The 21,636-nt window shown below is 36.3% G+C and carries 19 protein-coding genes; 17 read left to right on the forward strand and 2 right to left on the reverse strand.

What is annotated here, in order from left to right; translation table 11 throughout:
- Window positions 1-20 precede the first annotated feature (20 nt).
- From AC1EUY_RS00285 to AC1EUY_RS00330, 10 genes are all read left to right on the forward strand, one after another.
- Window positions 21-3,770: an efflux RND transporter permease subunit gene (locus AC1EUY_RS00285; RefSeq protein ID WP_480193509.1), complete on the forward strand. Its 3,750-nt coding sequence runs from the start codon at window positions 21-23 to the stop codon at window positions 3,768-3,770.
- Window positions 3,767-4,984: a TolC family protein gene (locus AC1EUY_RS00290; protein WP_480193510.1), complete on the forward strand. Its 1,218-nt coding sequence runs from the start codon at window positions 3,767-3,769 to the stop codon at window positions 4,982-4,984. The genes AC1EUY_RS00285 and AC1EUY_RS00290 overlap by 4 nt, the downstream gene beginning before the upstream one ends.
- 28 nt (window positions 4,985-5,012) lie before the next feature.
- Window positions 5,013-5,603 (forward strand): DUF3347 domain-containing protein, encoded by a 591-nt coding sequence (locus AC1EUY_RS00295; protein WP_480193511.1) that lies wholly within the window; start codon window positions 5,013-5,015, stop codon window positions 5,601-5,603.
- The gene (locus tag AC1EUY_RS00300) at window positions 5,604-6,059 is read left to right on the forward strand and encodes a heme-binding domain-containing protein (RefSeq protein ID WP_321978022.1); all 456 of its coding nucleotides are present in this window, start codon (window positions 5,604-5,606) and stop codon (window positions 6,057-6,059) included.
- A 73-nt stretch (window positions 6,060-6,132) separates the two neighbouring features.
- Window positions 6,133-8,634: a heavy metal translocating P-type ATPase gene (locus AC1EUY_RS00305; protein ID WP_321978024.1), complete on the forward strand. Its 2,502-nt coding sequence runs from the start codon at window positions 6,133-6,135 to the stop codon at window positions 8,632-8,634.
- A gap of 4 nt (window positions 8,635-8,638) precedes the next feature.
- Window positions 8,639-10,411 (forward strand): efflux RND transporter periplasmic adaptor subunit, encoded by a 1,773-nt coding sequence (locus AC1EUY_RS00310; protein WP_321978026.1) that lies wholly within the window; start codon window positions 8,639-8,641, stop codon window positions 10,409-10,411.
- Window positions 10,412-10,434: 23 nt separating this feature from the next.
- Window positions 10,435-11,286: an RteC domain-containing protein gene (locus tag AC1EUY_RS00315; RefSeq protein WP_480193512.1), complete on the forward strand. Its 852-nt coding sequence runs from the start codon at window positions 10,435-10,437 to the stop codon at window positions 11,284-11,286.
- A 277-nt stretch (window positions 11,287-11,563) separates the two neighbouring features.
- Window positions 11,564-11,842 carry a helix-turn-helix domain-containing protein gene (locus AC1EUY_RS00320; protein WP_480193513.1) on the forward strand — a complete coding sequence of 93 codons (279 nt, stop codon included), beginning with the start codon at window positions 11,564-11,566 and terminating at the stop codon, window positions 11,840-11,842.
- 49 nt (window positions 11,843-11,891) lie between these two features.
- Window positions 11,892-12,536, forward strand: coding sequence for a hypothetical protein (locus AC1EUY_RS00325; RefSeq protein WP_321978031.1), 645 nt, complete (start codon window positions 11,892-11,894; stop codon window positions 12,534-12,536).
- Window positions 12,533-13,195, forward strand: coding sequence for a P-loop NTPase family protein (locus AC1EUY_RS00330; protein ID WP_321978032.1), 663 nt, complete (start codon window positions 12,533-12,535; stop codon window positions 13,193-13,195). The genes AC1EUY_RS00325 and AC1EUY_RS00330 overlap by 4 nt, the downstream gene beginning before the upstream one ends.
- Before the next feature lie 2 nt (window positions 13,196-13,197).
- Here AC1EUY_RS00330 and AC1EUY_RS00335 read toward each other — a convergent pair whose 3' ends face one another.
- Window positions 13,198-13,623: an exodeoxyribonuclease X C-terminal domain-containing protein gene (locus tag AC1EUY_RS00335; protein WP_321978033.1), complete on the reverse strand. Its 426-nt coding sequence runs from the start codon at window positions 13,621-13,623 to the stop codon at window positions 13,198-13,200.
- A gap of 190 nt (window positions 13,624-13,813) precedes the next feature.
- A complete protein-coding gene (locus AC1EUY_RS00340) occupies window positions 13,814-14,419 on the reverse strand; it encodes an N-acetylmuramoyl-L-alanine amidase family protein (RefSeq protein WP_321978036.1) in 606 nt (201 codons plus the stop codon).
- Window positions 14,420-14,656: 237 nt separating this feature from the next.
- Between AC1EUY_RS00340 and AC1EUY_RS00345 the strand changes: the two genes are divergently transcribed.
- The 7 genes from AC1EUY_RS00345 (at window position 14,657) to AC1EUY_RS00375 (ending at window position 21,581) form a co-directional block, all read left to right on the forward strand.
- A complete protein-coding gene (locus AC1EUY_RS00345) occupies window positions 14,657-14,944 on the forward strand; it encodes a hypothetical protein (RefSeq protein WP_025743366.1) in 288 nt (95 codons plus the stop codon).
- A gap of 270 nt (window positions 14,945-15,214) precedes the next feature.
- On the forward strand, window positions 15,215-17,623 hold the full coding sequence (locus tag AC1EUY_RS00350; RefSeq protein WP_480193514.1) for a TraG family conjugative transposon ATPase: 2,409 nt from the start codon (window positions 15,215-15,217) through the stop codon (window positions 17,621-17,623).
- 23 nt (window positions 17,624-17,646) lie between these two features.
- Window positions 17,647-18,228 carry a conjugal transfer protein gene (locus AC1EUY_RS00355; RefSeq protein WP_480193515.1) on the forward strand — a complete coding sequence of 194 codons (582 nt, stop codon included), beginning with the start codon at window positions 17,647-17,649 and terminating at the stop codon, window positions 18,226-18,228.
- Window positions 18,228-19,067, forward strand: a complete 840-nt coding sequence (locus tag AC1EUY_RS00360) for a hypothetical protein (RefSeq protein ID WP_480193516.1) — start codon at window positions 18,228-18,230, stop codon at window positions 19,065-19,067. The genes AC1EUY_RS00355 and AC1EUY_RS00360 overlap by 1 nt, the downstream gene beginning before the upstream one ends.
- A 42-nt stretch (window positions 19,068-19,109) precedes the next feature.
- On the forward strand, window positions 19,110-19,730 hold the full coding sequence (locus AC1EUY_RS00365; protein ID WP_480193517.1) for a conjugal transfer protein TraK: 621 nt from the start codon (window positions 19,110-19,112) through the stop codon (window positions 19,728-19,730).
- Between the two features lie 21 nt (window positions 19,731-19,751).
- Complete coding sequence (traM, locus tag AC1EUY_RS00370; protein WP_480193518.1) at window positions 19,752-20,726, forward strand: conjugative transposon protein TraM; 975 nt, start codon at window positions 19,752-19,754, stop codon at window positions 20,724-20,726.
- 54 nt (window positions 20,727-20,780) lie between these two features.
- Entirely contained in the window at window positions 20,781-21,581 is an 801-nt protein-coding gene (locus AC1EUY_RS00375) for a DUF4138 domain-containing protein (protein ID WP_480193519.1), read from the forward strand.
- Window positions 21,582-21,636: the final 55 nt, after the last annotated feature.

Consider the following 21,636-nt stretch of genomic DNA (forward strand, 5'->3'; position numbering starts at 1 on the left):
ATTGTTTAATTATCAATATAATGCTAAATAAAAGCATAAAATTTCTAATAGAAAATAAACTTGTTGCAGTATTACTACTCGTGCTATTTATAGGATGGGGAATAGTAAATGCACCTTTCAATTGGGATACTGGTTTTTTACCAAGTAATCCCGTAGCCGTAGATGCCATACCAGATATTGGAGAAAACCAACAAATAGTTTTTACCAAATGGGATGGTCGTTCTCCGCAGGATATTGAAGACCAAATCACTTATCCATTAACAACATCACTTCTTGGAATTCCAGGCGTTAAAACCATTCGTAGTTCGTCTATGTTTGGATTTTCGAGTATCTATATCATTTTTGAAGAAGATATAGAGTTTTATTGGAGTCGCAGTTGTATTCTCGAAAAATTAAATTCATTGCCAAGTGGATTACTTCCCGAAGGAGTAAATCCCGCTTTAGGGCCAGATGCAACGGGATTAGGTCAAATATTTTGGTACACGCTAGAAGGTCGTGATGAAAAAGGTAACGTTACTGGTGGATGGGATTTACACGAGTTGCGAAGCATCCAAGATTACTATGTAAAATATGCCTTGTCATCTGCAAGTGGTGTTTCAGAAGTAGCCTCTATTGGTGGCTATGTTCAGGAATATCAAGTAGATGTGAATCCAGAATTGATGCGTCAGTATAATATTGGCTTGCATCACGTTGTAAAAGCCGTAAAGGAAAGCAATAAAGATATTGGTGCACAGACATTGGAAATAAACAAAGCCGAATACTTGGTACGTGGCTTGGGTTATGTTAAGTCTATTGCAGACATTGAAAATGCCGTAGTAACATCTGAAGATTATACAGCTATCAAAATCAAAGACATCGGTAAAGTCTCTTTAGGCCCTGCAACACGTCGTGGAATTTTAGACAAAGAAGGTGCAGAAGTTGTTGGTGCGGTTGTGGTAGCTCGATATGGTGCAAACCCGATGGAAGTCATTAATAATGTTAAGGAAAAAATAAATGAATTAAGTCCTGGATTACCGTCAAAAGTATTGAGCGATGGCAGGACTTCACAAGTAACTATTGTACCCTTTTATGATAGAGCGGAACTCATTCAAGAAACACTAGGAACACTTAACGAAGCATTGACTTTAGAAATTCTGATTACCATTTTGGTCATCATCATTATGGTATTTAATCTTCGAGCTTCGGTACTCATATCCGGACTATTGCCAGTTGCGGTTTTAATGGTTTTTATAGCAATGAAACTTTTTGGCGTTGATGCCAACATAGTTGCATTATCAGGTATCGCTATTGCCATTGGTACAATGGTAGATGTTGGTGTTATACTCTCGGAAAACATTATCAGGCATCTTGATGAAAATGATAGCAAATCACCCATAAACACCGTTGTTTACAATGCTACTGCCGAAGTATCTGGAGCAATTGTAACGGCTGTAATGACCACTATAATCAGTTTCATTCCTGTATTTACAATGATTGGTGCAGAAGGTAAATTGTTCAGACCATTAGCATTTACAAAAACATTTGCATTAACGGCTTCCATAATTGTTGCCTTATTCTTAATCCCACCATTTGCAGCATTCTTATTCAGAAAGAAAACCATAAAAAAGATGTCTAGTTATATCATCAATGGTGTTCTAATAGCACTTGGTATCGTAGCATTACTATTTGGGCACTGGCTAGGATTAATCCTAATTGCGTTTGGAGCTACTTCCCTTATAAAATTACAAGATAGAATAACGGAAAAACGAGCCAACATTTTAAATATAGGTATTTCAGCTTTTGCGATAGTTTTTCTTTTGGCTGAATATTGGCGACCACTAGGTGTAGATAAAAGCATCTTTTGGAATCTCATTTTTGTTGGGCTTATCTGTTTTGGATTATTGGGAGCATTTACGGTATTCCGAAGATATTATACACGAATTTTAAGATGGGCTTTAGCCAACAAGATACTTTTCCTATCCATTCCAACCCTTATTGTTATTGCTGGTTTTTTCATTATGAAGAATACCGGAAAGGAATTTATGCCATCATTAAATGAGGGTTCGTTTCTACTTATGCCAACTTCAATGCCACACGCAGGAATAGAAGAAAACAAGCGGATTTTGCAACAGTTGGATATGGCGGTAGCCAGTATTCCAGAAATCAAAACCGTTGTTGGTAAGTCAGGTAGAACAGAATCAGCTTTAGACCCCGCACCTTTATCAATGTACGAAAATGTTATTCAGTATAAACCTGAATATATGTTGAATGAAACAGGAGAACGCCAACGCTACAAAGTAAATGATGAAGGCTTCTTTATTCGGACAGATGGCACTTTGGTTGAAAATCCAAATAAGGCAGTAGGTTCTAAAGAAGTTGAAAACGCTCGAAAAGTTGGCAAAAAAGTTTTGATAACAGTTAGCGAATCATCCGATAACCTCATTCCTGATGAAGATGGCGAGTTTTTTAGAAACTGGCGACCAGAACTAAAAAACCCTGATGATATATGGAAAGAGATAGTAAAAGTAACCAAGCTGCCTGGTGTTACTTCAGCACCTAAATTACAACCCATTGAAACCCGATTGGTAATGCTGCAAACAGGAATGCGAGCACCAATGGGAATCAAGGTAAAAGGCCAGAATTTAAAACAAATTGAGGCTTTTGGCATTCAATTGGAAGATATTTTGAGACAAGCGGAAGGCGTTAAGACCGAAGCTGTTTTTGCAGATAGAATAGTTGGAAAACCCTATCTATTAATTGATATAGACAGAGAAAAACTAGCACGTTATGGTATATCCATAGATGATGTTCAAAATGTGTTAAAAGTAGCTGTAGGCGGAATGGTATTGACCCAAACCGTTGAAGGTCGTGAACGTTACGGCGTTCGTGTTCGTTATCCAAGAGAATTACGGGAAAACCCAAACGATTTGAAACAAATTTATGTACCTGTTGAGAAAGGCAGTCCAGTGCCATTGAGCGAGTTGGCAACCATTCGATATGAACAAGGTCCACAAGTCATAAAAAGTGAAGATACTTTTTTAGTGGGTTATGTGCTGTTTGATAAACTGGATGGATTTGCCGAAGTAAACGTAGTTGAAAATGCCCAAGGGCTTATTCAGCAAAAGATAGATTCGGGAGAATTGGTAGTACCAAAAGGCATCAACTATCAATTCACGGGAACATATGAAAATCAATTAAGAGCAGAGGCAACCTTATCGGTTGTAGTGCCATTAGCATTACTCATTATCTTTTTGATTTTGTATTTCCAGTTTCGTTCGGTAGCCACGTCATTAATGGTCTTTACAGGAATTGCCGTTGCATTCGCTGGTGGTTTTGTAATGATTTGGCTGTACGGACAAGACTGGTTTTTAAACTTCAATTTTTTCGGGGAAAATTTACGGGACTTGTTCCAAATGCACACAATCAATTTAAGTGTTGCCGTCTGGGTTGGTTTCATTGCCTTATTTGGTATAGCCACAGATGACGGTGTAGTAATGGCAACTTATCTGACCCAAACTTTTGATAGAAACACACCCGAAACAAAACAGCAAATAAGAGCCTCGGTGGTTGAAGCTGGAGAAAAACGTATTCGTCCTTGTCTGATGACAACGGCCACCACCATATTGGCATTGTTGCCAGTCTTAACGTCAACAGGTCGAGGAAGCGATATAATGATTCCTATGGCAATACCAAGTTTTGGAGGTATGGTCATCGCCTTAATTACATTATTTGTTGTTCCTGTTTTATACAGTTGGAAACACGAGGCTCAACTTAAAAGAATAGCGAAATGAAGAAAATAATTTTAATAGCGATTGGACTTTTAACCTTTGGATTTTCAAATGCACAGCAATTGGAAACACTTATTGATGAAGGATTGAAAAACAGTCCTGAAATCCAAAAATTTGAATTGCAATACAGTATTGTTTCTGAAAAGATAAACGAGGTAAATACCATACCCAATACTGAATTGGGAGTTGGGTACTTTGTTAGCGAACCAGAGACAAGAACAGGAGCTCAACGCTTTAAAGTGTCCGCTAAACAAATGATACCCTGGTTTGGCTCTATTACGGCAAGAGAGAATTATGTGAGTTCCCTAGCCGATGTCAAATACGAGGATATAGTTATTGCAAAAAGAAAGTTGGTGGCTTCCGTTTCGCAATCCTATTACAATTTGTATGCTAACAAAGCAAAGCAAAAGGTGTTAGTGCAAAATATTGAATTGCTCGAAACCTATGAGACTTTGGCATTGACTTCTGTTGAAGTTGGAAAAGCTTCAGCAGTAGATGTATTGCGGTTGCAAATGCGTCAAAATGAGTTGGAACAATTAAAAGAGGTATTGGCTCAACAATATTTAGCGGAACAAACCGCCCTCAATAAATTGTTGAACCGTGATAAGGATATTGTTGTGAATGTAGTTGATGAATTGACCATTCCTTCTGAAAGCACTTTGGTTAATACAGAAAACTTATCCCTACATCCGGAATTGATAAAATATGACAAGCTGTACCAATCTGTTGAGCAGTCAGAACTATTGAATCAAAAGGAAAGCCTTCCTATGATTGGTTTTGGGCTGGATTATGTCAATGTTGACAAGCGACCTAATATGGATTTTAGCGACAACGGAAAAGACATTGTAATGCCAATGGTATCGGTATCAATTCCAATTTTCAACAAAAAATATAAATCGCAGACCAAACAAAATGAGTTACAACAGCAGGAAATAACGGCACAGAAACAGGAGCGATTGAACAAGTTGGAAACCGTTTTAGACAAAGCCGTAAACGATAGGATTTCTGCAAGAATCAGTTATAAAACGCAAACCAAAAATTTAAAACAGGCTAATGATGCCGAAGAAATTTTAATCAAGAGCTATGAAACTGGAACTATTGATTTTAATGATGTTCTGGATATTCAGGAATTGCAGTTGAAGTTTCAAATGAACCAAATAGAATCTATTAAAACCTACTATATACAAACCACAATCATCAATTATTTAAGTAACTAAAAACTAGTATAATTTAAAATCAATAACAATGAAAAAAGTAAGATTAACAACAACAATTATGGTAATGGCTTTTGTAAGCCTAACAGCAATGTCTTGTAAAGACAATAAAAAGCAAGATTCCCAAGATGCGATGCATTCTGAAATGAACCACGATAAAATGAATACATCCAATGATATGATGGATGCTAATTCGCAGAATTCGGGTGCACAGAAAGTATTGGCAGACTATATGGCACTTAAAGATGCTTTAGTAGAAACCGATAAAGACAAAGCTGCTAAAGCTGGAAACAAATTGAACAACACTTTGAGTGAATTTGATATAAGCGGCTTTACTGCTGAACAGCAAAAAGAGCTTAAAGACATTATCGCAGATGCCAAAGAACACGCAGAGCATATTGGCAAGAGTGAAATGGACCACCAACGTGAACATTTTAAAACATTGAGCAAGGATATTATGGATATGGTGTCAATTACCGGAACGGTAAACACTTTGTACCAACAATTTTGCCCGATGTATGATGGTGGTAGTGCTTGGTTAAGTATGAACGAGGAAATTAGAAACCCTTATTACGGCAGTAAAATGCTGAAATGCGGAAAAGTGCAAAAAGAGATAAACTAAATGAGAATTGTGAAAATCATAGCATTGGTCATATTGTTGTGTTTTGTAGGCATACAGTTTATGTCCACGGAACTAAACCAAACTACTGTTGTGCCAAAAACTGATTTTTTATTGGTAAACAATCCACCAAAAGACATCAGTACATTATTGGAAGGATCCTGCTATGATTGTCACAGTAATAATACAAACTATCCTTGGTACAATAAAATCCAACCCATCGCTTGGTTCCTCGAAAATCATATAGCCGATGGAAAGGAAGAATTGAATTTCAATGAATGGGATGCGTATTCCAACCGAAGGAAGAATAGCAAATTAAAGTCAATTATGAGCCAGTTAAAAGATGATGAAATGCCACTTTCATCTTACACCTTAATTCATAGGGATGCGAAACTATCAAAATCTGAAAAGACCTTGGTTATTGATTATATAAAGAAACTAAAAGACAATTTAGAATAAAGCCCTGATATGGGAAGGAAATACTGATTAATTGGTTAATAGCCCTTCCCGTGTCAGGCACAAAAAGAAAATAATGAAACACACATATCACATTCACGGAATGACTTGCAACGGATGTCGCAGTCACGTAGAGGAAACACTTTCAAAGGTAGATGGTGTTTCAAATGCTAAAGTTAATTTAGAAAAATCAGAAGCCACTATCGAAATGAAGCAACATATAGCTATTGAAACATTTCAAGAAGCATTAAAAAACGATGGTGGAAAATACAGCATTCATAAATCAGGAGAACATCATCAACATTCCGAAAATAAAAAGAAACAGCACCCTAAAGGGAAAGGCACAGGTACGTTCTATTGCCCAATGCATTGCGAAGGAGATAAAACCTATAACAAACCAGGCGATTGTCCTGTTTGCGGTATGGATTTAGTGGAAGAACAAAATGTTTCTACTTCCCAAAAAGAACAATGGACGTGTCCTATGCATCCAGAAATAGTAAAAGATGAAGCTGGTTCGTGTTCCATTTGCGGAATGGATTTAATATTAATGCAACCAGACCTTTCTGCTGAAGAAAAAACCTATAAAAAACTGTTGAAAAAGTTTTGGATAGCAACTGCATTCACATTGCCAATATTCTTAATGGCTATGAGCGAAATGCTCAACAACAATCCATTGTACGATATAATGGAACAGAAATATTGGAATTGGATTCAGTTTGCACTTTCAATCCCAGTCGTATTTTACGCTACGCGGATGTTTTTTGAGCGTGCCTACAAAAGTATAAAAACGTGGAATCTTAATATGTTCACACTTATTGGGATTGGTGCAGGAGTAGCTTGGTTATTTAGCGTTTTTGGAATGATATTTCCAGATATATTTCCGGCACAGTTTAAAACCGAATCTGGTGCAGTACACGTCTATTTTGAAGCTGCAACGGTTATTCTAACGTTAGTGCTTTTAGGTCAGTTGTTAGAAGCTCGTGCACATAGCAAAACCAATTCCGCAGTAAAAGAACTATTAAAGTTAGCACCCAACAAGGCAACAAAAGTTGTAGATGGAGAGGATATTGAGGTAAGTATAGACGAAATTAAACTTAAAGATATTCTAAAAGTAAAGCCTGGCGATAAAATTCCCGTGGACGGTATTGTTAACGAAGGAGAAACAAGCATAGATGAATCTATGATTACCGGAGAGCCTATTCCCGTAAATAAAACCGTGGATGATAAAGTGAGTAGTGGTACTATTAATGGCAATCAATCCTTTTTAATGAAAGCTGAAAAAGTAGGTAGTGATACATTACTTTCCCAAATTATACATATGGTCAACGATGCCAGTCGTAGCAGAGCACCCATTCAAAACTTGGCAGATAAAGTTTCAGGTTATTTTGTGCCAGTAGTCGTTATTATTTCATTCATCACGTTTGCAGTTTGGGCTATTTGGGGCCCAGAACCGGCTTACGTTTATGCCTTGGTAAATGCAATTGCCGTATTAATTATTGCTTGCCCTTGTGCATTAGGTTTGGCAACACCTATGTCCGTTATGGTGGGGGTTGGCAAAGGTGCTCAAAATGGTGTGTTGATTAAAAACGCCGAAGCTCTCGAAAAAATGGATAAGGTTGATACGCTAATCGTTGATAAAACAGGAACTATAACGGAAGGAAAACCAACAGTAGATACGGTAGGTACTTTTAGTAAAAATATTAGCGAAAGCGAGATTCTTCAATACATTGTTTCATTGAATACTAATAGTGAACATCCACTTGCCGAAGCGACCGTGAAATATGGTAGTGAGCAAAATACTAAAACTTTAAAATCTGACGGGTTTAACGCTGTTACAGGAAAAGGTGTTGAGGCTGTAATAAATAATAAAAAAGTAGCATTAGGAAATCCGAAAATGATGGAATATACGAATGCGGAAATTTCTAAAGAAATGAAGCAAAAAGCAGAATCTTTTCAAAAACAGGGTAAAACAGTTTCTTATTTGTCGATTGATAATGAGATTGTTGGTTACGTAGTAATAGGCGATAAAATAAAGAAAACAAGTGCTAAAGCTATAAAAGAACTTCAAGACAAAGGTATAGATGTTGTAATGCTTACGGGAGATAACCATAATACAGCACAAGCGGTTGCTTACGAACTTAACTTGGCAGATTTTAAGGCAAGTATGTTGCCCGAAGATAAACTCAAAGAAGTAGAAAAATTACAGGCAAAAGGCAAAATAGTTGCTATGGCGGGCGATGGTATCAACGATGCCCCAGCATTGGCAAAAAGTGATGTAGGAGTAGCGATGGGAACAGGTACTGACGTTGCCATAGAAAGTGCAATGATAACCTTGGTCAAAGGTAATTTACACAGTATAGTTAAGGCGAAAAATTTAAGCCATTCCGTAATGAGAAACATAAAGCAAAACCTATTTTTTGCACTCGTCTATAATACATTGGGGGTACCTATTGCAGCAGGTGTTCTATTTCCATTTTTTGGAATTCTACTATCGCCAATGATTGCCGCTTTAGCAATGAGTTTTAGTTCTGTTTCAGTAATTGTAAACGCATTAAGATTAAGAAATATTAAAATATAATAAAATGAAAAAATACATAGTTTATATTGGGATATTAGCTATAGGGCTACTATTGGGATGGGTAATTTTTGGTGGTTCACCCGATAAAAAAACAGAGCATAACCATAATGAAGTAGCTGAAACCAATCAAATGTGGACGTGTTCAATGCATCCACAAATTATGCAACCAGAACCAGGCGATTGTCCTATTTGTGGTATGGATTTAATCCCTGCGGAAAGTGGTGCAGATGGTTTGTTGGCAGACCAATTCAAGCTGTCTGAAAACGCAATGGCGTTGGCCAATGTACAAACATCCATAGTTGGCAATGGAAAAACAAATGAAAATACTATAAAGCTATCAGGAAAGATTGTGGAAAATGAAGAATCGAATGCAGTTCAAGTCAGTTATTTTTCTGGAAGGATTGAGCGTTTGAATGTGAGTTTTACCGGAGAAGAAATCCGCAAAGGGCAATTATTGGCCACTATTTATTCCCCTGAATTATATGCGGCTCAACAAGAGTTGATTACGGCAGCTTCTTTAAAAGAATCGCAACCTGAATTGTACAACGCTGTAAGAAACAAATTAAAACTCTGGAAATTATCAGAGAGCCAAATAAATAAAATAGAAACATCAGGAAAAGTTTTAGAAAACTTTCCTGTTTATGCCACAGTTTCGGGTACGGTTTCAGAAAAATTAGTAGAGCAAGGCGACTATATAAAACAAGGACAGCCGCTATTGAAAATCGCAAAACTAAACACGGTTTGGGCAAATTTCGATGTCTATGAAAACCAGATTGATTTATTCAAAAAAGGGCAAGAAGTGGCAATCACTACCAATGCATATCCAAATAAGGAATTCAAAGGTAAAGTTTCGTTTATCGACCCTGTGTTAGATACACGAACCAGAACGGTAAAATTAAGGGTTGTATTAAATAATACTGATGATGCCTTTAAGCCAGGAATGTTTGTTGAAGGCAAAATTAAGGGTGTTTCTTCAACTCAAAAACAAGCATTAAATATCCCATCCACAGCGATTTTATGGACAGGAGAACGTTCCGTAGTATATGTAAAAACAAATCCAGACGAACCAGTTTTTGAAATGCGAGAAGTAAAATTGGGCAATACCATAGGAGAAAATTACGAAGTGCTAGACGGTTTAGAAAGTGGCGATGAAATAGTTACAAATGGAACTTTTACAATTGATGCAGCAGCACAATTGCAGGGTAAAAAATCAATGATGAACAAGGAAGGCGGAAAAACAATGACAGGACACGAAGGACATCTTGGAATGGAAACAACAAATACCAACGAAAAAACAGACCATTCTGAAATGAATGAACGCATTAAAGTGTCCACAAAATTCCAAGAACAACTAAAAGATGTTTTTGAAAATTATACAAATCTAAAAGATGCGTTGGTAAATGATGACCCTAAAAAGGCAAAAGAAACAGCTACTACTGTTGTTAGTAGTTTAGGCAAAATCGATATGAAATTGTTATCAGATAAAAATGCTCATAACCATTGGATGAAGTTAGAAAACGAAATCAAAGCTTCAGCAAATTCAATTGCTTCTGAAACACAAATAAAAGAGCAAAGAAATCATTTTAAGCATTTGTCATCACACTTAATAAGTGCTGTTGAAATATTTGGTATAAACCAAAAAGTGTATAGCCAATTCTGTCCTATGGCAGATAATGATAAAGGTGCTTATTGGTTAAGCAAAGAAGAAAAAATATTGAATCCCTACTTCGGTAAGGCGATGCATAATTGTGGCAATGTAACGAACACTATTGACTAAAGACCTCGTAATCGCAGTACGGAATGGGTAAAAATTTCAAGGATATATTAAAAAAACTAGACAATGAATTAGATATTCTTGAAATTGAGGAACAAGATATTTTGCTCAAAGCTGAAAAAGGGATAAAACTTGCAAAACAAACCCTTAAAACAGTTAGAAGTATTGTTGTTGACTATGAATTTGAAACCAAGTTGGAGGAAATTACTTTTTTCAAATGCACTAAACCAAAAATTTATAGTAAGCTCATTTATTATGTGAAATTATTTAACATTGAAGGTAAAAGACCAAGGGGAAGCAATAAATCTCAAGTAAAATATTTGAACAATTATATTGAAAAACTACAAACTTACTTTAACGACAATCTTGACTTTTACCATTATTATCGCAGAGAAGCAACCGTGTTTGATGAACAATATTTTTTAAGAGGTAAAGCGGATATTAGGCTATTCCCAGACTCACTTCACTTTTTTGTTGATGAAGAATTTGCAACAAGCCACGATAGTACCGTAGCCACAATTTTAGCTTATGACCTTTTGATTGTACACCTAAAACGAGAGATTGATAAATTAGAAAACAATAACAATTATGCAAATTTAAAGATGTTACAAAGGAAAACGAAAATTACGTGGACAGCCCACAAAATATATTTAATTGAACTGATTTACGCTTTGCATAGCACAGATGTCATCAACAACGGTACTGTTGACATTAAGGATATTGCCTATTTCGTTGAAAAAACATTTAAAATTGATTTGGGCGATTATTATAGAGCTTTTCTGGAAATACGAATGCGTAAAAACGGCAGAACCAAATTTTTGGATATTCTGAAAGAGCAGTTAACCAAAAGAATGGATGATACTGATAACATAAAATAAAAAACACCCAAGATGCTCTAACTTGGGTGTTTCTCTTTTTGGGGAAAATCTCATTTTATTTGGTGGTTTTTAGATACCTTATTTTTGTAGGGAAGTACTAAAACGCCCTATTGTATATCATTGAAAATGAGAGAAAAAAACACCCAAGAAGCCCCACCTTGTGAATAAAATCCATTAAACCACCTCAATTTTGTAGAACGAAAGTCAAATCAGGTCAGGGGCTATCATTTTAAATGAAAGCAAAACGGTAGTCCCTTTCTTTTTAATCCGTTCTATTATGCCTACAAGTATTATTACCACAGACGACCTTCGGGAGTTCAAGATGGAACTGCTCGATGATATTAAGCAAATTCTCAACGAACAATCAGGTCATATTACCAAAAGGTGGCTAAAATCCCCTGACGTAAAAGAACTTTTGGGAATCTCTTCCGGTACTTTACAGAATTTAAGAATCAATGGCACATTGCCATACACCAAAGTTGGCGGTGTACTCTATTACGATTATGAAGAAATAATGAGCGTAATGGAGACAAACAAAATTCACAATAAATTCTAATATCGTTTTGGAGCAGGTCAACTACATAAAGCACCTAAATGCCGTATTCTTGCAATTTTCAAAAGACAGTCGTTTAAATCCTACGCACATCAGTTTGTACGTGGCATTGTTCCAGTTATGGAACAACTATCACTTTCCTGTAGAATTCTATATCAATCGAGAAGAAGCGATGAAACTTTCCAAAATCGGTTCAAAAACCACTTACCACCGTTGTATCAAAGAACTGCACCATTGGAAATACCTCTTGTATGAACCCTCTCACAATCCGTTTAAAGGTAGCCGTATCAAGATGTTCAATTTTGGGACAAGTGCTGGACAAGCTCTGTACCCAAGCAGTACCAATATCGGGACAAGTAATGGACAAGCGGTGGTATCTATAAACAAACCTATTCAAACTATAAAAAACAATACAAACGGGAATAAACTTGACCAGCCAAAAAATGAGAATGAAGTCATTGATTTTTTTCAAAAAGAAAATTGGCCAGAACTGGAGGCTAAAAAATTTTACAACCACTACCAAGGTATCGGCTGGAAAGTAGGTGGTAAAACAAAAATTGTCGATTGGCACGCCACAGCTCACAACTGGATGATAAAAGCGGACGAGCTCAAAACAGAAAAAATAATGGTCGCAGTTAGCCAAAATACGGACAACCTAAAGACAAGTTCCAACAAAAATTATAATGAACCCCTATGAAGATTTACCAACCACATATCATCATCGAGGGCAGCGTCCAATACAAATTAGGGGAACTAAAAAACAATCAGTTACTATACGATTTTGATAAAATGCTCATTTACCTCAATGCCAAAGGAAAACTGTTATTTGGCAAAAAGTTTAAAATCTTTGAAGAAGACCGAGATATTCTGTTCAAGCTCTGCAACTATTTCATCAAGGATGAAACGAATTGCAAAAAGCTAGACATAGACATCAATAAAGGCATTTTACTTTCTGGTCCTGTTGGTTGCGGCAAGACCAGTTTAATGAAATTGTTACGCCATATTGTACCACATCAAAAATTGTATGAGGTTATACCAACACGGAACATTGCCTTTGCCTTTAATAATATCGGTTACACTATTATTGAGAACTATGGGGATAAGAAATTTTATTGTTTTGATGATTTAGGTGTAGAACCGACCGGAAGGCATTTTGGGAAAGATTGTAACGTAATGGGAGAAATTATACTATCCCGTTATGATTTATTTTTAAGTAACAAAATTAAAACACACGCTACTACAAATCTAAATGCTAAAGAACTGGAGGAACGTTACGGTAATAGAGTACGTTCAAGAATGCGACAATTGTTCAACTTAATTGCCTTTGACAAAAGTAGTCGTGATAAAAGAGCTTAAATCTAATTTTGGTTTTCTTCCTCTAAATGAAGTAACTCGTGAATCATATCGTTTTCATCCAAATATTCTGCTAACCACTCTTGTTGAGATAACCAATTGATATACTCTCTATCAGATTCCCAAATGTCTTCAACGAATTCCCCTCGATATTTACCAAAACTAAACTTTGTTCCATAATCTTGTTCTTTAACTTCAGTTTTGAACAATTTATGATACGCTTCCATCAAACCTTCCTCTCTACATCTGTAATACAACCATTGTTTTTTATAGCCCTTGTATTGTCTTCTTTTTTCAAGGTATTTTACTTTCTCAACATCAGATAAATCCTTGTAAGAATGTCGCTTGGCTTTACGTGGAAATAGTAAACCAAAGGTCATCCCCAAGGTGTTTTGAAAGACGTTTAAAAAGAAAATTGCTAGTGCTCTCATTTTTTAACTTGGCAAAAAATTGGTGTATTTAGAACATTAAATTTACGAAAAATGCTCGAAAAATTTAGGACTTAAATGCAAAAAGACATAGGCTATTTTTCGGCAAAAGATTTAAAAACAATATATATTTCTTTAAAAAAAGAGGAAATTATTTCTCTCAAACTCTTTACAATCTCAACAAACAATTCTTTCATAATCCAGTATTAAAATAGTTATACAATCCCATTAAAATAGCCAAAGCCATAGCTCTAATATTTTTGGGCTTTAAAAAGTAGTCCGCTTCATCTGTGTTGGTAACAAAACCCATTTCAATGAGTATTGAAGGGCGATACTTGGTATTCTCACGCAGCACTTGAAAATTCGCAAATTGCACACCTCGCTTTTTAAACCCCAATTTCATAGTACTTTCATCCAGAATGGATAATCCGAGTGAAATGGATTCTTTTATGTGTACTTCTTCATCACTAGAACTATGCACATAAATATCAATTCCTTTTGAAGAAGTGGCAGAGGCATTACAATGTAATGACACAAATAGGTCTGCCTTTAAACTTTCAGCCAATCGGTTTCTGTCTGATAAGGAAATCAACGTGTCATTGTACCTGGTCGAATACATATCAAATTTGTCATTCAATAGGATTTTGTTCAGCCTTAAAATTTCATTGGCAATACGTAACGCTACATTCTTTTCTTGTACTTTATTTTTTCCAATTGCACCTGTATCTTTTCCGCCGTGTCCAGGGTCGATGACAATGACATTTTTTGTTTGCAAATCCTGACCAAAAATGAAGCACATTTTTAACAGCATCAGCAGAAAAATGACGTTTTTGGGCGTTACCCACTTCCAAAATTTTAGAGTTATTAACATAGTACTTCTAGATTTTCATAAAATTTGATACCAATTCGCATCAAATAAAAACAATTCATATCAAAAATTATTTTATTCACAATTTATTGATTATCAGTTATTTGCATTGTAATATACAGTATTTTTCATATATCAAAATTGACGTAAAATTAAATCACTTTGAGTATGAAAAAATCACATTATGTAACCATCCTATCGTTACTTATTTCAAGTACAACTTTTGCACAAATTGGTGGTATCGAAGATTCAGTAAATGATGTTTCCGATACCATCCGAACCATTTTCCCAATAATTCTGGGAGTTATCTTTTTAATTGGCTTCCTATTTAATGCTGGACATTTTTTTGGCGAGAATGCCGACTTAAAAAAAGGAATTACCCGTGTGTTGGTCTTTGTATTGATTGCAGGAGCAGTAGTAGGCATCTTTACGTATCTCATTAGCATCGTAGTTTAATGAAACGCTTTGAGGTCTATAAAAACATACGCAAGCGAGCCGTGATAATGGGGCTACCCATATCATTGTTCGCTTTGATGATGACCGTCGTTATCGGCTCGTTATTGTTCATCATTTTTTCTTTCAGCTTTACGGTCATTATTTCAGTATTCCTATTAAACGGCATACTGTATATCGCTTTGACCCACATTACCAAAAACCCTGCTTTAATGCACATTAAAAGGGTATTTCCACAAACAATCAGCAATAAAAAAGGAAGTCGCTTACACTATGAAGAAAATTAACCTATCGGCATATCATCCTATTTTGGATATTCAAGACCATATCGTTTTTGCAAACAATGGCAACGTGGTATTGGGCTATCAAGTGGACAGTCCTGAAATCTATTCCCTTGCGGAAAAAGATTTTGAGGATATGCACGGGTCGTGGTTTCAAGCGTTTAAATCATTGCCTATCGCTACGGTTATCCATAAACAGGACATTTATCAAAAAAGCCAATATGAAGCAGATAAATTACCCAACAAAAGTTTTTTGCAACGTGCCACGCACGATTATTTTAAAGGTCGGGAATTCATAAAACATACTTCTTACCTATTCTTTATTCTCCCATATAACAAGGCGTTGAACGCCCCAAAATTCACCAATCCGTTTCGCAAGGTCGAAAAGGGCATCCATAAGAAAATGGACCACAATGTACAGGAGTTCATTGCTTCGGTCAATGATGCCGTTTCCTTTGTCAATAATAGCCGAAAGGTGTCATTGATGCCTTTGGATATAGATAAAGTGCTATCGTTGACCAATGCCTATTTCAACGGATTTAACGAGGGGTTCGATACCGACATCCAGTTGAAGAAATCCAATATCGAAATTGGCGACCATCATTTTGATGTGTTGGCAATCAATAGCGAACTGTGTTTTGGCGATGTGGTTCAGAGCAGTAAGACCAATGACAAATTTACTTCGGACGATTTTATATTCCACCAGGGATTTATTGACGGATTGGGACTGAATCTCAATGAAAACCATATCGTCAACCAAATCATTTATTTGGATGACAAACATAAATGGCGAAAACTGTTGGACAAGAAAATAGAGGAACTCAAAAAGAGCTCCAATTTTGGAACACAGAATAAAGTCATCTTAAAAAAGATTGAAGATATAGTTGCCAAAATCAATGAGGATGATAGCTCACGAATTATTAGAGGACATTTAAACATTGTGTTCTGGGATAAGGACGAAACCCATTTAGAACTGATTGCTTCCAAAATAAAAACCGAGTTCAAAGAATTGGATATAGTGCCCTATTACCCAAAAGGCGAAGAACGAAAGCAATATTTTTTAAACTCATATTGCTGTTTTACTTCCAACTTTTCAAATGAAGATTTGTATGTAACAGATTTAAAACACGCTCTTTGTCTGTACATAAACAATACCAATTATCAATCGGATGCCACAGGTGTAATCTTTAATGATAGGCAACATAACATTCCGGTCTTGAAGGATGTATGGGATGAAAAGAAGAAACGCATCAAGGCCCGTAACTTTGCCATTTTTGCACCTACGGGAGAAGGAAAATCCTTTTTGGCAAACAATATCCTACGTCAATACTTCGAGCAAGATGTTCGATTGGTCATTATTGATTTAGGAGGTTCGTATTCAAAATTTGCTAAGCTCTATCCGGATGACCATATCATACTACGCTATGAGCAAGGAAAAAACTTGGGTATCAATCCGTTTTATATTTCTAACGTCAATGATTTGACACCAGAGCGATTGGAAGATTTGGCAATCTTCCTTTTGGAACTTTTAGCTTCGGGAAAGGAAACTAGCAAAGCTGAAGAAGTTGCAGTCAAAAAAGTGCTTCGATATTACTATCTACAAAATACGAACAGTACTCATTCCTTGGAAAATTTATATCAGTTTGTAGATACCAAAAAAGACGCACTTTTAAAGGAGCTTCATATTCAGGAGCAGCATTTCAACATTTACGATTTTCTACACATCCTTTCGGAATATGTTGATGATGGCTTATACAGCTTCCTATTCAATGTAAGTGAAGACCAGACTTATAAAATTGAGGATAAACGTTTGATTGTTTTTGAACTCGATGAAGTCAAGGACAATAAGGAAATCCTGTCCGTGATGCTTAAATTGATTAAGTCGGCCATTCAAAGAACCATTTGGCGAAACAAAGCCGAAAAAGGCATCATCCTATTTGATGAGTTTGCCAAACAACTCAAATTTGAAAATGTACTTGAAAGTGTCGAATTCTACTACCAAGCAATTAGAAAACAGAATGGAGCAATTGGGATTATCCTTCAATCCATTAACCAATTGCCCAACAATTCCACATCAGCAAGCATTTTGGAAAACACCCAGGTCATTTATAGCCTTCGGAATGAAAAAGGTTATGCCGAACTAAAGAACAGGCTTAACCTATCAAGCCACGATTTAAACCAGTTAAAATCCATTCGCAACAACCTTACGGGAACACGAAAATATACCGAAATGTTCATCAAAATAGGAAAGGAAAGCAACATTTTCCGATTGGAAGTACCGCCAGAAGTCTTTGCTGCCTACCTGACTGACGGAAAAGAGAGCGAGGCCATAATGGCCATTTATGATAAGACAATTAATATGGAAGAGGCTATTAAAAGCTTCCTTCAGAAATCACAATAAGTATCACTTTAAAACACAAACAAATGAAACACAAAATCAAAATTTTAGTATTAGCAGTAACCTTTATTGCTTTATTGCCTGCCCGTGCTACGGGTCAGGGGATGCCTGTGTATGACAACACAAACTTTATCTCTTTTGTAAAATCATTATTGGAATCTGGTAAACAGACCGCCAATTTAATGAAGACGGTAAAATTCCTTAAAACGCAAAAGGAGAATATCGACAAAGTAAACGATGTGATTAAACAACTCAAAGCGGTCAGGGAATTAGCAAGAAATAATCAACGTTTGTACGATGTTGTGCAAAGCGATTTAAGGGAAATCCTTAATTCCCCTTTTATCAAACCCGACGAAGTTACCCGTATTTCAGATTCCTTTGATGCCATCCTGCAAAATTCAATGGCTGGTATGGAATATATCGACCAAATACTGTCCAGCGACAATATGAAAATGACCGATGCCGAACGTGCCGAAGTACTTAAGGAAAAGGAATTGGAGTCCAAGGAAATGGTAGCAGAAATTGAGGCGAAGACCAGACGTTATCGAGAGATTATTCAATTTCGGGAAATGCAGCATAAAATCAATAACCGAGAAACCAATTACTAATGTCAGGTATTTTTTTAGGCATAGGGCTAGAGTATGTAGACACTATTTTTCAAACGATAAAAAATAGCGATTTCTCGCAATACACTATTGCGGGAATGAAAACGCTGGCCATATTATTCTTTCTCATTAACATCCTAAAAAAATATAATGAAGGCGTTGCCAATAATGAAGGCTATACATGGGGATTGACCCCTGCGGAACTGGCAAAAAATTTTGCTGTAGTGATTTTGGTCATTTTTTCCACTCAGGTATTGGGAGTATTCGACACCATTTTGGTCGCCATCGAAAACCAATATCGGGACACGGCACCCGCACTTCTCCCGTTGCAGATGCAAGACATTGACATCGAACAGGATGTGAGTGCTTGGGATGCCGCCAAAAAAGCGATGGCAATGCTTTACGAAGCTCTGGTTACTCCCTTATACGGTTTAAAAATACTATCCTTTATTGCCGGAATATTCCTTTGGCTGTTGGATTTGTTTATCTACCCTTTATTCCTTGCGGAACGCTTCTTTTTATTGGGCATTATGCAAGCGTTTTTTCCATTGGTAATAAGCCTTGCTGTATTTGAAAAGTTCAGGTCATTGGCCTATAACTTTTTTAAGCTCTATGCCGGTGTTTATATGCTAGTTCCTGCATTCTTTTTGGTCAATGTTTTTGTGAATAATCTTTATACCGAAATCAACACAAACTTCTGGAGCGACCTATTTGGTACGGATTGGGGCAGTAATTTTTTCGCACCGCTTTTACAGTTAGGCTCTATAGGATTTATTGTGTTGCTGAAATTCAAATTATACAAACGAGCGACCTCGTTCACTTTTAAACTCTTCACTGGCTAAGTGCCTAAGGCACATTTGGCAAATACTAATCATAGATAAAAAATGAAAACACCATATAAAAATATTTACAACATCTTAAAACTCAATCGCTTTATCGTACTGGCGGTAGTTATCGGAGCTGTACTAACGTGCATCATTTCCGTACTGATGGTCGTAAAACTACATAAAGAAACGGTAAACAATGCCTTTGTGGTCAATACGGACGGAAGTGTAATTCCCTTAAAATTGGTATCTCAAAAAGAAAATTTAAAGGTAGAAGTCTTGGCACAATTGGAATTGTTCCATACGTATTTCTATAACATAGATGCCAGTAATTACGAAAAGAACTTGGAGAAAGCACTATGGTTGGGCAATAATTCCGTAGATGCCTTGTACCGACAGAAAAAAGCCGATGGAGTTTACAACCGATTGTTGCAGTATTCGTTGGTTCAAAGAGTATTGAATATCGAATCCAAAATTGATATTCAAAACGAGCCTTACAAGTTTGAGACGAAAACCATTTTTGAAATCAACAGAGGCACTATCACAGATATTTATGAATTGACTACAACTGGAAATATGATTCACGTTGACAGGAACTTTCCAAACAATACTCACGGACTGCTGATTACCAACTTTTTTGAAAGTTCGTTACGAAAATTAGAAAATTATGAAGGCTCATAAAGAGCATTTAAAACAGATACAATGAAAGTAGAAAAAAATAAAATAGTCTTTTCCATAGTGTTGGTGTGCATCCTGCTTTTTATAGGCGGTTATGCAATGCTGGTATTGGACGTGGACGAAGAACCGACCATAGAGAACAACCAGATTCCCGTACCGGAACTGAAGAACGACCAAAAGGAATACGATTCCAAATTGGATGCCCTAAACGATTTAAAGGAAGTCAGGCAGACCAATGCACCCAGTATTTATGATGAACGACTGTTGGATTCCACAGGTCACGACCCTGATTTATTGGACAAAAGGAAAATGCAGATGGTGGATAGTATTTACAAACAAGGGCAGATTAAATATTCGGAACAGAGATATGAAAATATAAATCCTAGATACAAACCCACAAAACCAAATATTAAGAAGGAAAAAGACACAATGGATGCCATTGAAGAAAAAGAAAGGAATGTCGAGGCCAAAGAACGTGCTTTGGAACATCAGCTCTTTTTTGCCTCGCACCCCATTGAAAATGATGATTTGAACTCAAAAAACACGGATGAGTTCATCTATGTACGTGTAGATGGCACACAGACCGTGAAAACCAATTATCGTTTACAGATGCGGTTGTTAAAAGATGCTACCATTTTTGGGCAACACTATCCTAAAAACACGCCCATTTATGGATTTGTCGATTTTAAACCCAATCGGGCGATAATCGCCATTACAAATATCAACCATAACCTCGTTAAGTTGACCGCATATGATTTCCAGGACGGTAGCGAAGGGATTTATATCGAGAACAGCTTTAGGGCAGAAGTTACCAATGAAATCATTGGCGATATGGTCGATGACATCAATATTACAGGAGTGCCACAGGTAAGCGGTTTCAAGAAAATATTCCAACGTAACCACAAAAATGTAAAAGTTACAATAACCGATAATTACAAACTTATTTTAAGAATGCCCAAAACCAAATATCAAGGAAAGCCTATAATGGGCAGTTACTAAACTCACTATCATTATGAAAGGCCCTTAAAGGGCAATTAATCAAAACTTACTCTTATGAAAATTTTAATCACATTTTTATCACTACTTTTTTCAATACCAATAATTGCACAACAGCCTCTGGATACCATTTATGCCAACGACCAAAAAAACGTGGCTCTGTTTTTCCCAAAACCGATTCGACAGGGTATTACGGGTGCTTCACATTTTATATTCACTTACAACCGTGAAAAAGAACAATATTTTGGATTGTTACAGGCAAAGCCTGGAACAGAAAGTAATCTGCTGACCGTTACAAGTGATGGAAAGGTTTACTCTTATATTTTGAAGTATTCCGATAAACTTCCGGAACTTAATTATTTTATCAATGAAAATGAAAGCATTGGTAGTGAGCTTCCGAAAATAATAAAGGACAAACCTATTACCAAACCATTAAATGATTATGCCAATAGGATTACATATTTTCAAAAATTCAGCGAGTACTTATTAAAATCCAATTTTGAACACATAGAAACAAAACGCAAAAAAGGCATTAAAATCCAATTGCAAAAAATGGCATACGATGCTTCTGAAGTGTATTTGGTTATAGAAGTCAAGAACAAATCCGGAATCACTTTTGAAATCGATTACCTCAACGTATATAGAACCAATGGAAACAACAAGCGAAAAGCCTCTTACCAAAGATTACAACAAGAAGTTATTTATAAACACAAAATGCCATATTCCATTACAGATGGGAAAAGCCAACGATTTGTATATGTGATTCCAAAGTTTGTTTTAGGCGATAATGAAAAATTGATGCTGGAGCTGAAGGAACTGAAAGGGAGTAGAAAGGTGGTTTTGGAAACCAGAATTTAAGAGGTGTTCTTCATCTCTTTTTTTGTGCTTAAAAAAGTATATTTGTTACAGATAT

The organism is Maritimimonas sp. 2210JD6-3, from assembly GCF_056591795.1.

What these genes read in the sequence shown, in the direction of transcription:
- AC1EUY_RS00285 (WP_480193509.1), top strand. Translation starts at nt 21, where the DNA reads ATGCTAAATAAAAGCATAAAATTTCTAATAGAAAATAAACTTGTTGCA.
- AC1EUY_RS00290 (WP_480193510.1), top strand. Translation starts at nt 3,767, where the DNA reads ATGAAGAAAATAATTTTAATAGCGATTGGACTTTTAACCTTTGGATTT.
- AC1EUY_RS00295 (WP_480193511.1), top strand. Translation starts at nt 5,013, where the DNA reads ATGAAAAAAGTAAGATTAACAACAACAATTATGGTAATGGCTTTTGTA.
- AC1EUY_RS00300 (WP_321978022.1), top strand. Translation starts at nt 5,604, where the DNA reads ATGAGAATTGTGAAAATCATAGCATTGGTCATATTGTTGTGTTTTGTA.
- AC1EUY_RS00305 (WP_321978024.1), top strand. Translation starts at nt 6,133, where the DNA reads ATGAAACACACATATCACATTCACGGAATGACTTGCAACGGATGTCGC.
- AC1EUY_RS00310 (WP_321978026.1), top strand. Translation starts at nt 8,639, where the DNA reads ATGAAAAAATACATAGTTTATATTGGGATATTAGCTATAGGGCTACTA.
- AC1EUY_RS00315 (WP_480193512.1), top strand. Translation starts at nt 10,435, where the DNA reads ATGGGTAAAAATTTCAAGGATATATTAAAAAAACTAGACAATGAATTA.
- AC1EUY_RS00320 (WP_480193513.1), top strand. Translation starts at nt 11,564, where the DNA reads ATGCCTACAAGTATTATTACCACAGACGACCTTCGGGAGTTCAAGATG.
- AC1EUY_RS00330 (WP_321978032.1), top strand. Translation starts at nt 12,533, where the DNA reads ATGAAGATTTACCAACCACATATCATCATCGAGGGCAGCGTCCAATAC.
- AC1EUY_RS00335 (WP_321978033.1), bottom strand. Translation starts at nt 13,623, where the DNA reads ATGAGAGCACTAGCAATTTTCTTTTTAAACGTCTTTCAAAACACCTTG.
- AC1EUY_RS00340 (WP_321978036.1), bottom strand. Translation starts at nt 14,419, where the DNA reads ATGTGCTTCATTTTTGGTCAGGATTTGCAAACAAAAAATGTCATTGTC.
- AC1EUY_RS00345 (WP_025743366.1), top strand. Translation starts at nt 14,657, where the DNA reads ATGAAAAAATCACATTATGTAACCATCCTATCGTTACTTATTTCAAGT.
- AC1EUY_RS00350 (WP_480193514.1), top strand. Translation starts at nt 15,215, where the DNA reads ATGAAGAAAATTAACCTATCGGCATATCATCCTATTTTGGATATTCAA.
- AC1EUY_RS00355 (WP_480193515.1), top strand. Translation starts at nt 17,647, where the DNA reads ATGAAACACAAAATCAAAATTTTAGTATTAGCAGTAACCTTTATTGCT.
- AC1EUY_RS00360 (WP_480193516.1), top strand. Translation starts at nt 18,228, where the DNA reads ATGTCAGGTATTTTTTTAGGCATAGGGCTAGAGTATGTAGACACTATT.
- AC1EUY_RS00365 (WP_480193517.1), top strand. Translation starts at nt 19,110, where the DNA reads ATGAAAACACCATATAAAAATATTTACAACATCTTAAAACTCAATCGC.
- traM (WP_480193518.1), top strand. Translation starts at nt 19,752, where the DNA reads ATGAAAGTAGAAAAAAATAAAATAGTCTTTTCCATAGTGTTGGTGTGC.
- AC1EUY_RS00375 (WP_480193519.1), top strand. Translation starts at nt 20,781, where the DNA reads ATGAAAATTTTAATCACATTTTTATCACTACTTTTTTCAATACCAATA.